Source organism: Telluria sp. Soil_C_11, assembly GCF_057657395.1.
Genome location: NZ_JBDGIN010000003.1, coordinates 13,824 through 25,996 on the forward strand (window position 1 = coordinate 13,824; position 12,173 = coordinate 25,996).

The 12,173-nt window shown below is 65.2% G+C and carries 12 protein-coding genes; 3 read left to right on the top strand and 9 right to left on the bottom strand.

Going from position 1 to position 12,173, the window contains the following annotated elements; translation table 11 throughout:
* Window positions 1-17: 17 nt before the first annotated feature.
* Window positions 18-1,802: a methyl-accepting chemotaxis protein gene (locus AC3A6M_RS05660; protein ID WP_487851755.1), complete on the bottom strand. Its 1,785-nt coding sequence runs from the start codon at window positions 1,800-1,802 to the stop codon at window positions 18-20.
* Window positions 1,803-2,149: 347 nt separating this feature from the next.
* Window positions 2,150-3,154 carry a tRNA dihydrouridine(20/20a) synthase DusA gene (gene dusA / locus AC3A6M_RS05665; protein ID WP_487851756.1) on the bottom strand — a complete coding sequence of 335 codons (1,005 nt, stop codon included), beginning with the start codon at window positions 3,152-3,154 and terminating at the stop codon, window positions 2,150-2,152.
* Window positions 3,155-3,363: 209 nt separating this feature from the next.
* On the opposite strand from dusA, the gene AC3A6M_RS05670 reads away from it, so the two are divergent.
* Entirely contained in the window at window positions 3,364-4,188 is an 825-nt protein-coding gene (locus AC3A6M_RS05670) for a flagellin N-terminal helical domain-containing protein (RefSeq protein WP_487851757.1), read from the top strand.
* A 137-nt stretch (window positions 4,189-4,325) separates the two neighbouring features.
* Window positions 4,326-5,156 carry a hypothetical protein gene (locus tag AC3A6M_RS05675; RefSeq protein ID WP_487851758.1) on the top strand — a complete coding sequence of 277 codons (831 nt, stop codon included), beginning with the start codon at window positions 4,326-4,328 and terminating at the stop codon, window positions 5,154-5,156.
* Here the strand turns inward: AC3A6M_RS05675 and AC3A6M_RS05680 are convergent, their stop codons facing one another.
* Genes AC3A6M_RS05680 through AC3A6M_RS05710 form a run of 7 tightly spaced genes read right to left on the bottom strand, consistent with a single transcriptional unit; the run spans window position 5,157 to window position 11,476 of the window.
* A complete protein-coding gene (locus AC3A6M_RS05680) occupies window positions 5,157-7,259 on the bottom strand; it encodes a flagellar biosynthesis protein FlhA (protein ID WP_487851759.1) in 2,103 nt (700 codons plus the stop codon).
* A gap of 2 nt (window positions 7,260-7,261) precedes the next feature.
* A complete protein-coding gene (locus tag AC3A6M_RS05685; protein ID WP_487851760.1) occupies window positions 7,262-8,404 on the bottom strand; it encodes an EscU/YscU/HrcU family type III secretion system export apparatus switch protein in 1,143 nt (380 codons plus the stop codon).
* Complete coding sequence (gene fliR / locus AC3A6M_RS05690) at window positions 8,394-9,176, bottom strand: flagellar biosynthetic protein FliR (RefSeq protein ID WP_487851761.1); 783 nt, start codon at window positions 9,174-9,176, stop codon at window positions 8,394-8,396. Before fliR ends, AC3A6M_RS05685 begins: the two co-directional genes overlap by 11 nt.
* A gap of 13 nt (window positions 9,177-9,189) precedes the next feature.
* Window positions 9,190-9,459: a flagellar biosynthesis protein FliQ gene (gene fliQ / locus AC3A6M_RS05695; protein WP_487851762.1), complete on the bottom strand. Its 270-nt coding sequence runs from the start codon at window positions 9,457-9,459 to the stop codon at window positions 9,190-9,192.
* 8 nt (window positions 9,460-9,467) lie between these two features.
* Window positions 9,468-10,262: a flagellar type III secretion system pore protein FliP gene (gene fliP, locus AC3A6M_RS05700; RefSeq protein ID WP_487851763.1), complete on the bottom strand. Its 795-nt coding sequence runs from the start codon at window positions 10,260-10,262 to the stop codon at window positions 9,468-9,470.
* Window positions 10,259-10,621 (bottom strand): FliM/FliN family flagellar motor switch protein, encoded by a 363-nt coding sequence (locus tag AC3A6M_RS05705; protein ID WP_487851764.1) that lies wholly within the window; start codon window positions 10,619-10,621, stop codon window positions 10,259-10,261. Before AC3A6M_RS05705 ends, fliP begins: the two co-directional genes overlap by 4 nt.
* The gene (locus AC3A6M_RS05710) at window positions 10,622-11,476 is read right to left on the bottom strand and encodes a FliM/FliN family flagellar motor switch protein (RefSeq protein WP_487851765.1); all 855 of its coding nucleotides are present in this window, start codon (window positions 11,474-11,476) and stop codon (window positions 10,622-10,624) included. It abuts the gene before it with no gap.
* Window positions 11,477-11,827: 351 nt separating this feature from the next.
* On the opposite strand from AC3A6M_RS05710, the gene fliE reads away from it, so the two are divergent.
* On the top strand, window positions 11,828-12,172 hold the full coding sequence (gene fliE, locus AC3A6M_RS05715) for a flagellar hook-basal body complex protein FliE (protein WP_487851766.1): 345 nt from the start codon (window positions 11,828-11,830) through the stop codon (window positions 12,170-12,172).
* Window position 12,173 lies beyond the last annotated feature (1 nt).

Below are 12,173 nucleotides of genomic sequence, written 5' to 3' on the forward strand. Positions count from 1 at the left end.
CGACGAGCCGTCCTGGCTCAGAATTCTTCCCAGTCGTCGCTGGCGGCGGCCGCGGCGACCTTCTTCGAGGTCGACGAGGCGCTGTCCGATGCCGGCGCCTGCTCGTCCGCGGCCTTGGCCTTGCGGGCGGCGGCCGGCTTCTTCAGCTGGGGTCGGGCCGGGCGGGCGACCACGGCGCGGGTCGCCACGGCGGTCGAGACCGCTACCGGCGCCGGCGCTTCGGCCACGGCTTCTTCGCCTTCGGCCAGTTTGAAGATGCTGACCACGCGCTGCAGTTCGGCAGCCTGGTCCTGCAGGCTCTGGAAGGCGGCGGCAGCCTCTTCGACCAGGGCGGCGTTCTGCTGGGTCATGCCGTCCATCTCGATGATCGACAGGTTGACCTGCTCGATACCGGCGCTTTGCTCGGCGCTGGCGGCGGCGATGTCGCTCATGATGTCGGTCACGCGCTTGACGCTGTCGACCACTTCTTCCATCGTCACGCCGGCCTGGCCGACCAGCTTCGAACCGCGGCCGATCTTCTCGACCGAGTCGCCGATCAGGGTCTTGATCTCTTTCGCCGCCGCAGCCGAACGCTGGGCCAGGTTGCGCACTTCCGACGCCACGACCGCGAAGCCGCGGCCCTGTTCGCCGGCACGGGCCGCTTCCACGGCGGCGTTCAGCGCCAGGATGTTGGTCTGGAAGGCGATGCCGTCGATCACGCCGATGATGTCGGCGATCTTGCTGGCCGAGCTGTTGATCTCGCCCATCGTGCCGACCACCTGCGACACCACTTCGCCGCCCTTGCGCGCCACATCCGATGCGGCGGCGGCCAGCTGGTTGGCTTCACGGGCGCTGTCGGCGTTCTGTTTCACGGTCGAGGTCAACTCTTCCATGGCCGAGGCGGTCTTCTCCAGCGAGCTGGCCTGCAGTTCGGTACGCGAGGACAGGTCGACGTTGCCGGCTGCGATTTCACGCGAGGCGGTGGTGATGGTGTGGGTGCCGCGGCGGACCTGGCTGACGATGTCGACCAGGCTGTTGCGCATCTGTTTCATTTCGCTCAGCAGGCTACCGCGATCCGACGACTTGGTGTCGATGGCGATCGACAGGTCGCCTTCGGCGATGCTGGTGGCGATCTTCGCGGTATAACCCGGCTCGCCGCCCAGCTGCTTCAGCAGGCCGCGGGTGATCACGGTGGCGGCGGCCACGCCCATGGCGACGGCCAGGCCCAGCAGGATCAGCATGAAGTTACGTGCGCTGACGAACTGGGCTTCCGCATCGGCCTGGGTCTGGGTGTTCTGCTTGTCTTCCAGGGCGCCCAGCTGGTCCAGCGCTTCCAGCCACTTCTTCTGGGCCGGACGGATTTCCTTGACCATCACGCGGGTCGCATCCATCGCGTTGTTGGCCAGGTAGAGCGCCGACGCCTTGGCGATGGCCGGCATGGCCACGCCTTCCGCTTCCTTGATCTGGTTCAGCAGGGCTTTTTCCTCAGTCGAGGCTTCGAGCGCGAACTTCTCGGCCAGTTTCTGCTGGAAGGCGTCGTACTTGGCGGTCTGTTCCTTGAAACGGTTCAGCTCCGGTTCCATGTCGGCCGGGTCGGTCATCAGGGTCAGGGTGCGCAGCGAGGTGACGCGTTCGCTCACGTTGTTGCGCATGTCGACGACCAGGCGGGTCACGACATTGTTCACGCTGACGACATGGTCGAGGCGGTTCTGGATCTGCGCCATGCGCACCACGCCGACGACGGTCAGGATGACCATCAGCACGAGCACAAGCGCGAAGCCCAGCCCCAGACGCACGCCGACCTTCATGTTCGATAAGTTCATTGAATCTTCCCTGTCTCTCTCAAATGATTTTGAATCCGCCCGGAACTTCTGCGCCGCGCGTCGCTCTATTACTTAAAGTTCAACTTCTTCGTGAACTTTCGCGTATTTCCGTCAGGATAAATCAAAACACTGCGATTGCAGTCAGTAATCATGCTCTGGCTCAATACTGTTTCGCTACTACAACAATATCAAGGCCTATGCGAGGAGAAGAGCCCGATTATGGGTCTATTCTTTCCTTTGGGCAAGGAAAACGAGGCCGCCGCAGCTATCCATGCAACAGCGATTGACGATTTTTTAACAAGGCGCGGAGGCGCCGGAGGGCGCCGCCTTGTCAGGAAGGAAATTGATCAGGCAGCCTTGCGCAGGCGTCCGGCGGCTTCCAGCAGGAGTTCCGGATTGCCTTCGGCGAGGCGGCGCGAATCCGACAGCAGCTGGCGGAAGCCACGCGCGCCCGGCAGGCCGGCCATCAGGCCCAGCATGTGGCGGGTGATGCTGTTCAGGCGCAGGCCCAGCGGGCCATATTTGTCCAGCTCGGCGCGGATATAAGGAATCATCGCTTCCAGCACCTGCTCGCGCGACTTCGGCGCCGCGTCGTCGCCATAGAAGCGCGCATCCCAGTCGGCCATCACATACGGGTTGTGGTAGGCCTCGCGCCCGATCATCACGCCGTCGACGTGCGCCAGGTGGGTTTCGATGTCATCGCTGGTCTTGATGCCGCCGTTGATGATAATTTCCAGTTCCGGGAATTCGCGCTTGAGCTGGTAGGCCACGGCGTAGCGCAGCGGCGGGATCTCGCGGTTTTCCTTGGGCGACAGGCCCTTCAGGACGGCATTGCGGGCGTGGACGATGAAAGTGCGGCAGCCGGCGTCGGCGATCGTGCCGACGAAATCGCGCACGAAACCGTATTCCTCGTTGTAGTCGATGCCGATGCGGTGCTTGACGGTGACGTCGATGGAGACGGCGTCGCGCATCGCCTTCACGCAGTCGGCCACCAGCTGCGGCTCGTTCATCAGGCAGGCGCCGAACGCGCCCTTCTGCACGCGCTCGGACGGGCAGCCGCAGTTCAGGTTGATCTCGTCGTAGCCCCACTGCTCGCCCAGCTTCGCGCTCTTCGCCAGGTCGGCGGGCTCGCTGCCGCCCAGCTGCAGGGCGACCGGGTGCTCGACCTCGTCGTAGCGCAGGTGGCGCTCGACGTCGCCGTAGACCAGTGCACCGGTGGTCACCATCTCGGTGTACAGCCAGGTGTGGCGGGTGATCTGGCGGTGGAACACGCGGCAGTGGCGGTCGGTCCAGTCCATCATGGGGGCGACGGACAGGCGGCGGCTGGGCAGGCGGGAGGCTTGGTCGGACACGAGACTCTATATATAGATGGAACAGGGAGGCGACATGATACGCGAATCGCCTGACGCCGTCAGGAAGAGCTCGCCGACGGGTCCGGCAAAAATATTTTAAAAAATTTCTGCATGGCATTTAATGCCGCACGGAAATTGGTCGTCTTGTACTTGTGAGAGCGCGAGATGCGCACCTCCAAACAAGTTTCCAGCCAATCAGGAGCCAAATCATGCTGAGCCTTCACACCAACGCCGCCGCCCTTTCCGCCCAGAATTCGCTGACCCGCACCCAAAGCAGCCTGTCGACCTCGATGACCCGCCTGTCGACCGGTTACCGCATCAACTCGGCAATGGACGACGCAGCCGGCCTGCAGATCGCTACCCGCCTGAAAGCACAGACCAGCGGCATGGCCGTGGCAATGCGCAACACCCAGAACTCGACCTCGATGCTGCAGACCGCCGGCGGCGCACTCGAAGAAGTCACCAACATGATGGTCCGCATGAAGGACCTGGCGACCCAGGCTGCTGACGCATCGTCGAGCACCGCCGACCAGACCGCCATGCAGGCTGAATTCAAGAGCCTGTCGGACGAACTGAGCAACGTTGTCGCCAACACCACCTTCGGCGGCCAGAACCTGTTCGGCACCACCCTTGGCGCCGCGATGACCTTCCAGATCGGCGCCGCCGATACGGAAAAAATGACGATCAACGTCGCGACCGAAAATACCAAATTCACGGGCGACGTGACCACCCTGGCCTCGGTTGACCTGACCACCGGCGCGAACGCCGCCATCAAGACGCTGTCCGACGCGATCGATGACGTCGGCGCGCTGAACTCGAACCTGGGCGCCGCCGCCAACCGCCTCGAGCACGTCTACAACAACCTGTCGAACATCAGCACCAACGTCAAGAACGCAACCGGCCGTATCATGGACGTCGACTTCGCAGCCGAGTCGTCGAACATGACCTCGAACCAGATGCTGATGCAAGCCGGCACCGCCATGCTGAAGCAGACCAACAGCATGTCGTCGATGGTCATGTCCCTGCTGCAGTAATCGCAGGGCCGTTACGGCCATCTTCCCGGGCTGGTACAGCCGGGAGTTTTCAAAGGCCAGCCTTGCGGTTGGCCTTTTTACTTGTTACCCTGCCTTCCGCCATGGCCTCCCTGTCCTTCCCTCCGCTCGCATCAAAGGTGTTGCCCGCAGTGCCCGCCGCGCCGGCGCTGCCGGTCGGTCCGGTGGCCGCCGTCGCCCCGGCCGCACTGCTGGCCGAGCTGGATTCCCTGCCGCTGCCGCTGCCGGGATCGCAGCCTGCCCAGGCGCAGGCCGCCCAGGCAGGCGACGGCGGCATGCCGGACGGCGCCGCGATGCGGCCGGACCAGGTGATGATGGCGCGCCAGCTGTCCTGGCCGAGCCGGGATGGCGGCACGCTTGCCAGCTCCTGGCGCAGCATGGTGCGCAGCTATGGCGCCCAGCTCGTGAGCCGCGACCTGCAGGCGCGCCCGGGCCAGGTCCCGGCCGCGATGCTGCTGGCCGGGCAGCTCGGTGGCCAGGACGTGCGCATCCTGCGCCAGCCCGCCCCGGACGGCTCACCTTTCGATGCCTGGCGCTTCACCGTGCATGCGGGCAGCGCCCAGGACCAGCATCTGCGCGTGGTACAACAGGATCAGGAACCCCAGCAGCAACAGCAGCGCCGCCGCCGCGCGCGCGCCGCCCTGCGCCTGGAACTGGTGCTGGGCGACGGCACCGTGGTGACGGTGCAGGCCGAGCCGGTGGCCGATGGCGTGCTGCTGGAATTGTGCGCACCGGACCAGGGCAGCCTCGCGCGCCTGCGCGCGCTGCAGCCGGAACTCGAGACGGCGGTGGCACGTGCGGGACTGCGCGTGCTCGGATGGAAGTACCGCGACAGCCTGCCGCTGGGGCCTGCGCACATCCGGCTGCCTTCGGTGGATGCGGCGTCGGCGCTGAGCCTGCCGGTGTTCAGGGCGATGGCGGAACTGGCGCTGGTGCTGCCGGCTCAATAATCAGCCGACCGTACCGATGATGGAGACCTCGCGGTTCTCCGGGATCTCGTTATACGACAACACGTGCAGCCCCGGCGCGAACAGGCGCGCGTAGCGGGCCAGCAGCGGACGGATCTGCGGCAGCACCAGCAGCAGCGGCGGCGTGTGCTGCTGCTTCATCTGCTCGCGCGCGACCGGCATGTTCAGCTGCAGCTGGGACAGCAGCTGCGGGTCGATCGGGTAGTTATCCAGCGCCACCTTGCCGCCGTTGTTCTGGCGCGCCTGGTTCAGGGAGCCGAGCAGCATGTTCTCGAGGTCGCCGGACAGGTTAAATGCCGGCATGTCCTTCTTCTTCCCGTACAGGCCGGACACGATCTGGCGCCGCAGCGCGCAGCGCACCTCGGCCGCCAGCAGGATCGGATCCTTGGTCGACTCCGAGCTGTCCAGCAGCGTGGTGGCGATCACCACGATATCCTTCAGCGACACGTGCTCGGCCAGCAGCACCCGGAACACGCGCAGCAGCTGGGTGTGCGTGAGGGCCTTGTCCAGCGCCGCGGCCAGCTTCGGCGACAGCGCCATCAGGCGGTCCATCATCGCCGGCACGTCTTCGTGGCGGAACAGCTCCGACAGATAATCCCTGGCGATCTTCGAGGCGTGGGTCGCGATCACGCTCGCCACTTCGACCACCTGGTAGCCCTGGCCCAGCGCGTGCGCCTTCTGCTCCGGGTCGATCCAGGTGACCGCCATGCCGAAGGCCGGCTCGATGCCGGGAATGCCATCGAGCTGGCCGTACACCGTCGGCGACGGGATCGCCATCAGCGCCTCGGGCACCACCTCCCCTTCCGCCACCACGGTGCCGTTCACCGAGATCGCATACTGGTTCGGGCGCAGCGTGAGGTCGTCGCGCACGCCGATGCTTGGGAGCAGCAGGCCCATTTGCTCGGACAGGCTCTGGCGCACGCCCTTGATCCGCTTGGACAAGGCTTCGCCTTGCGCCTTGTCCACCAGGTGCACCAGCTTGTAACCGACGGCCACCGAGATCGGCTGCACCACCGGCAGCTGCTGCCAGTCGAGGTCGGGCACGCGGTCATCGCGCAGCGCGGCCTCGATCGCCTCGACGCTTTCCTGCGACGGCGCCTTGACCTCGCGCGTCAGGCGCCAGCCCACGTAGCCCAGCACGCCGGCGAAGCTCATGAAGAAGAACCATGGCATGCCCGGCACCAGGGCCAGGATGACCATCACGCCGGCGGCCGAGAACAGCACGTTCGGCTGGGCCAGCAGCTGGCCGCTGACCTGCTCTTCGAAGTCGCCGGAATCGCTGATGCGGGTCACCAGGATCGCCGCCGCCGCCGACAGCAGTAGCGCCGGGATCTGCGCCACCAGGCCATCGCCGATGGTCAGCAGCGCGTACTGGCGGAACGCCTCGCCCATCGACAGGCCGTGCATCAGCGCGCCGATGGCGACGCCGCCGATCAGGTTAATCAGGAGGATCAGGATCGAGGCAATGGCGTCGCCGCGCACGAACTTCGAGGCGCCGTCCATGGCGCCGTAGAAGTCCGCTTCGTTGGCGACGTCCTTGCGGCGCTGCTGCGCCTTTTCCTGGTTGATCAGGCCCGCGTTCAGGTCGGCGTCGATCGCCATCTGCTTGCCGGGCAGCGCGTCCAGCGTGAAGCGCGCCGACACTTCGGAGATACGTTCGGCGCCCTTCGTGACCACGACGAAGTTGATGATCATGAGGATCACGAACACCACGATGCCGACCACGAAGTTGCCGCCGATGACGACGTTGCCGAAGGCCTCGATCACGTGGCCGGCCGCGGCCGTGCCCTCGTGGCCGCGCAGCAGCACCACGCGGGTCGAGGCCACGTTCAGCGCCAGCCGCATCAGCGTGGTGCCGAGGATCACGGTCGGGAACACCGAGAAGTCCAGCGGGCGCCTGGACGATACGGATACCAGGATCACGATCAGCGCCAGCACGATGTTGAACGTGAACAGCACGTCCAGCAGCACCGGCGGCAGCGGCAGCATGATCATCGCCAGGAGCGTCAGGAGGAACGCCGGGGTGGCGAACTTCTGGCGGCGCAGCTCGGCGATCAAGCTGCTGATCGTGTTTGTGGTGCGCATGTTCATGTTGCGGATACCTCACTCAAATGGCTAGGGACGACGACTTCGTTGGGGAACCGTGGGGGCGCCTGGCGCCGGCCGTCACGGAATGCGTTCAGTTGCAGCACGTAGTTCAGCACCTGCGATACCGCCTGGTAGAGCTGCGCCGGGATCTGCTGCTGGACCTGGCTGGTGTTGTAGATCGCGCGCGCCAGCGGCGGCAGCGTGACCGTCTCGATCTTGTGCTTCGCCGCGACGGCCTTGATGTACAGGGCCATCTCGTCGATGCCCTTGGCCACCACGAACGGCGCCTCGGCGCGGCTGGTGTCGTACTTCAGCGCGACCGCGTAGTGTTCGGGGTTGACGATCACCACGTCGGCGGTCGGCACGGTCTTGTTCACGTTGCGCCGCGCCAGCTGCTGCTGGATCTGGCGGATGCGCTGCTTCACCTCGGGCTTGCCCTCGGAGCTCTTGTATTCTTCCTTCACTTCCTGCTTGCTCATGCGCTGGCTGCGCGCGAACAGGAAGGCCTGCAGCGGCACGTCGATCAGGGCGAACAGCAGGAACACCGACACCAGCGCCATCAGCCCGTCGAACATCTGCGATGCGCCGCGCAGCACGGCATCCGACAGCGGCATGCGCTGCAGGTCGATCCACGACATCGCCGCCGAGCTCACCGCGTACCACAGCACGATCGCCAGCGCGGCCGCCTTGGCGACCGAGACCGCGAAGGTGCTCCAGTGCTTGCCCGACGCGAGGTTGCCCAGGTTCCTGGCCGGCGAGAAGCGGCCGACGTTCGGCGCCAGGCTGGCGGTCGAGAAGTTCCAGCCGCCGGGCACGAGACTCGACAGCACCACCGCCAGCGTCACGCCGAACAGCGGCAGCAGCATCTTGACCAGCAACATGGCGGCGCTGGCGAACACGACCGACAGCGCATTCTCCATCGCGCCCGTTGCGCCGAGCGGCACGAACACCATCCGGAACAGCGCACGGAAGGACTCGAGGTAGTCCGGCATCAGGACCACCAGCAGCTTCAGGCTGGCCAGGATGCCGACCGCGGTGGCCAGGTCCTTCGAGCGCACCACCTGTCCCTGTTCGCGCGCCTTCCGCAGCTTCTGGCTCGACGCCTTTTCTGTCTTGTCGCCGCCGGTGCCGTTATCCGCCATGGGCCGCCCTCATCTGCTGCTGGAGCATCTCCAGCACCTGGTTGGTCATCTGCACGTAATGCTCGGGGATGAAGCGCACGACCTGCGCCAGCATCATCAGGCCGAACAGCGTCACCAGCGAAAAGCCCAGCGAGAACAGGTTCAGCGATGGCGACACCCGGTTCAGGAAGCCGAAGCCGATCTGCACCACCAGCGTCGAAAAGACGATCGGCAGCGCCAGCAAAATCGCCGCCGCGAACACCCAGCCCACGTTCAGGGCCACCGTCTGCAGCAGCAGGCCGTTGTAGCCGCCACCCACCGGCCAGGCCCGGAAACTCTGTCCCAGCACCCCGACCAGCACCAGGTGGCCGTCGATGGCGAAGAACACCAGGATCGCCACCAGCCCGAGCATGCCGGACACCACGTCCGACTGCTGGCCGTTGACCGGGTCGTTCATCTGCGCCATCGAAAAGCCGATCTGGCTCGAGGCCAGGAAGCCGAGCATCGACACCACGGCCATCGTCAGCTGCAGCGCCAGGCCGATCACGCCGCCGATCACGGCCTGCTCGAGCATCGCCACCACGCCGGCCAGCGAAAACGGATCCGGCATCGCGTGGCCCTGCGTCAGCGGCAGCATCATGAAGGCCAGCGCCACCGACAGCAGCGCACGCACCGGCAGCGGCACATAGGCCTCGCCCAGCACCGGCGCGGTCGCCAGCATCGCCATGCAGCGCGCGAACGGCCACCACAGTGCGCTGATCAGGGGAAGCAGGAGGCCGACGAGTTCGAGCATCGATTCAGCCGGGTCAGCCGACCAGTTGCGCGGCGCGCTGGAACACGGACACGCAGTAGTCCATCAGTTTGCCGGTCATCCAGTGGCCGGCCACGATCAGCGCCAGCAGCGTCACCAGCAGGCGCGGCAGGAAGCTCAGGGTCTGCTCGTTGATCGAGGTGGCGGCCTGGAAGACCGCGACGATCACCCCGGTCAGGAGGCCGGGGAGCACCAGCACGGCCGCCAGCAGCATCACCAGCTGCAAGGCCTCGACCATGATGTCGACAGCGATATCGGGAGTCATATCTCTACTCAGTATCCGTGGATGCTGCCAACCAGCGTGTTCACGGTCAGGGTCCAGCCATCGACCAGCACGAACAGCAGCAACTTGAAGGGCAGCGAAATCACCAGCGGCGACAGCATCATCATGCCCATCGCCATCAGCACCGACGACACCACCAGGTCGATGATCAGGAAGGGAATGAACAGCATGCAGCCGATCTGGAAGGCGCTCTTCAGCTCCGAGAGCACGAAGGCCGCCAGCTTGACGGTGAAGCCGCGCGCCATCGGCGCCATGTCGGCCGGTTCGCCGGCCAGGTGCGCGACCTGGGCCAGCGCGGCCTTGCTGGTCTGGGCCAGCATGAAGCGCGACAGCGGCACCTCGGCGGTCTTGAGCGCCTGCTCCAGCGTGATCTTGTCCTTGTCGTAGGGGACGAAGGCTTCGTTCCAGACCTGCTCGCCGACCGGGCGCATCACCAGCAGCGTGAGGATCAGCGCGACCCCGGTGACGATCCGGTTCGGCAGGCCCGATTGCAGGCCGAGCGCCTGGCGCAGCAGCGACAGCACGATCACGAAGCGCGTGAAGCTGGTCATCATCATGACCATCACGGGCAGCAGCCCGAGGATGGTCATCAGGACCAGGATCTGCGACTTCACGGTCAGGCCGCTGCCGGTGCCGGGGATGATCCCGGGCAGGACGTCAGGATTCTGCGGCGCCGCGTGGGCGCCGTTCGCGGCGGCGATCAGCAAAAGGAAAACGCCGGCGGCCGCCGGCGCATGACGACGCAGGGTATGAAGAAACCCGGCGCCGCCCGGTTGGAACGTCATGGTGCGATCAGGTCCAGGTTGAGGCCATCGAGATCGATCACTTTCAGGCCGTACTGCTCGCCCGCGACCACCACTTCGGCGCGGCCGATGGCGGCGCCGTTGACCTTGATGACCAGCGGCTCCCCGGCCAGCGCGTCGAGCGGCAGCACGGAGGACGGGCCGATCTCCATCAGTTCCTGCAGCGAGATGCGGGCCGAGCCCACTTCCAGGGTCAGGGTCACCGGGATGCGGCGCATCATCTGCGGCAGGCGCGCCGCCCTGGCCGCCCCGCTTGCTGCGGGAACGGCGGCATCAACGCCCGCCAGGTCGTCGATGATGATGTCGCCACCGGCGATATGCTCGTTCAGGTTCATGTCCATTTACTCGGCATCTTCAAAAGAGGTTAAACACAGCTTTCCCTTGTGCTCGGCGACGGCGGCCGTAAACAGGCGCGCCTCGTCGAGCAGGACCTCGGCCCGGCCCACGCTGACCGGAATGACGTCCCCGATTTTCAGGTCGAACAGCGCGCCCAGCGTGATCTCCTTGCTGACCAGGCGGCCGTCGAGCTTGACCTGCAGCTTCGACGACAGCGGCTCGGCCGGGCCGCGCACCGCGTGGCTGCGCGCATGCTCCGGGCGCAGGCTGCCCAGGATCTCGCCCATCAGGGCCTGGTCCGGGGCGATCCAGAACCGGCCCGTTGCACCGTTGGCATCGCGCACCGTTGCGCAAACCGTCCAGGCGCTCTTGCCCGGCATCGTCGAAGTACTCACGGCGCCGGCTGGCACCGGTGCCGGCGCCACGTCCATTGCCACACTGGCAGCGACGCGCGCATACAACAGGTCGACCATCTGTTGCGTCAGCACGACGATCAAACGCTCTTCCGTTGCCGTCACGCGCTCGCTGCCGGGGTCACGCGGCGTTGCGCCAGCGCTACGTCCGCCGTAGCGCCGTTCCAACAGTGTCAGTAATAAACCACGTTCGAAGGCCACCGACACCGTGCCCATGGCGCCCGCGGCAGCCATCCAGCGCAGGCTGCCATCCTGCGGCACGCGCCCGAATTCGATGCTGTCGAGACGCCAGCCGCCCCAATAGCGGCGTGCAGGGCCCTGCATCGCGGCATCGATGTCATCCTGCAGGCGCACTGCGAACTGGGGCAGCAGATGCACCGGACGCCCCAGCAGGCAGGGGTCGAGCACTTGGTGCTGCGAGATGGTGTCAGGGGTAGCGATCGGCATGTTCAAATTAACAATCTAATAAGCGGGAATGACTTCTTTTCATTCCCCACGGCAACAATTATACCCGTTAAATTGTGTCGCGGCGCTTGAGATTCCTCTTTGAATTCGTCGTTGCCGTACGGTAAGATGTCCGTAATCCGTGCCGTATCAGGGAAATCCTCATTGGGCGACGCCAGACCAAGCTGGTATTCTCTCCGGTTCTTGAACAGAAACCAAGCTCCTGGAAGAACCTAAAAATTTAACAATTTCCACGGCGCAATCAACATTGCGACACATTGACACAGAGAAACACTGTCAAATCGCTACCGACCGTTACACACACGATATCTACGCATGGGAGTGGGAAATTCGATGGGAACTGAACTTGCTGGTCTGATCCGCGCCGACCTGGCTGCCCTGACCAATGACGCCAGCCGCCTTGCCGTGGCGCCGGCACTCGACGCCGCGCAGCTGACCCAGGACAGCACCTCCGGGAATTTCTCCTTCGCGCAAAGCATGAAGAATGCGCTGGCCAGCGTCGACGGCGAAGAACGCGCCGCCATGGAAAAGATGGCCGCCGTCGACAGCGGCAAGAGCGACGACCTGGTCGGCGCCATGCTCTCCTCGCAGCAGGCCAACCTCTCGTTCTCGATGCTGATGCAGGTCCGTAACAAGGTCATGGGCGCGGTCGACGAACTGCTCAAACTGCCCGTCTGAC

Excerpts from the sequence above, each read along its gene's own strand:
- AC3A6M_RS05670 (WP_487851757.1), top strand. The coding sequence starts at position 3,364 with ATGCTGAGCCTTCACACCAACGCCGCCGCCCTTTCCGCCCAGAATTCG.
- AC3A6M_RS05710 (WP_487851765.1), bottom strand. The coding sequence starts at position 11,476 with ATGCCGATCGCTACCCCTGACACCATCTCGCAGCACCAAGTGCTCGAC.
- AC3A6M_RS05660 (WP_487851755.1), bottom strand. The coding sequence starts at position 1,802 with ATGAACTTATCGAACATGAAGGTCGGCGTGCGTCTGGGGCTGGGCTTC.
- fliQ (WP_487851762.1), bottom strand. The coding sequence starts at position 9,459 with ATGACTCCCGATATCGCTGTCGACATCATGGTCGAGGCCTTGCAGCTG.
- fliR (WP_487851761.1), bottom strand. The coding sequence starts at position 9,176 with ATGCTCGAACTCGTCGGCCTCCTGCTTCCCCTGATCAGCGCACTGTGG.
- AC3A6M_RS05705 (WP_487851764.1), bottom strand. The coding sequence starts at position 10,621 with ATGGACATGAACCTGAACGAGCATATCGCCGGTGGCGACATCATCATC.
- AC3A6M_RS05685 (WP_487851760.1), bottom strand. The coding sequence starts at position 8,404 with ATGGCGGATAACGGCACCGGCGGCGACAAGACAGAAAAGGCGTCGAGC.
- fliE (WP_487851766.1), top strand. The coding sequence starts at position 11,828 with ATGGGAACTGAACTTGCTGGTCTGATCCGCGCCGACCTGGCTGCCCTG.
- fliP (WP_487851763.1), bottom strand. The coding sequence starts at position 10,262 with ATGACGTTCCAACCGGGCGGCGCCGGGTTTCTTCATACCCTGCGTCGT.
- AC3A6M_RS05680 (WP_487851759.1), bottom strand. The coding sequence starts at position 7,259 with ATGCGCACCACAAACACGATCAGCAGCTTGATCGCCGAGCTGCGCCGC.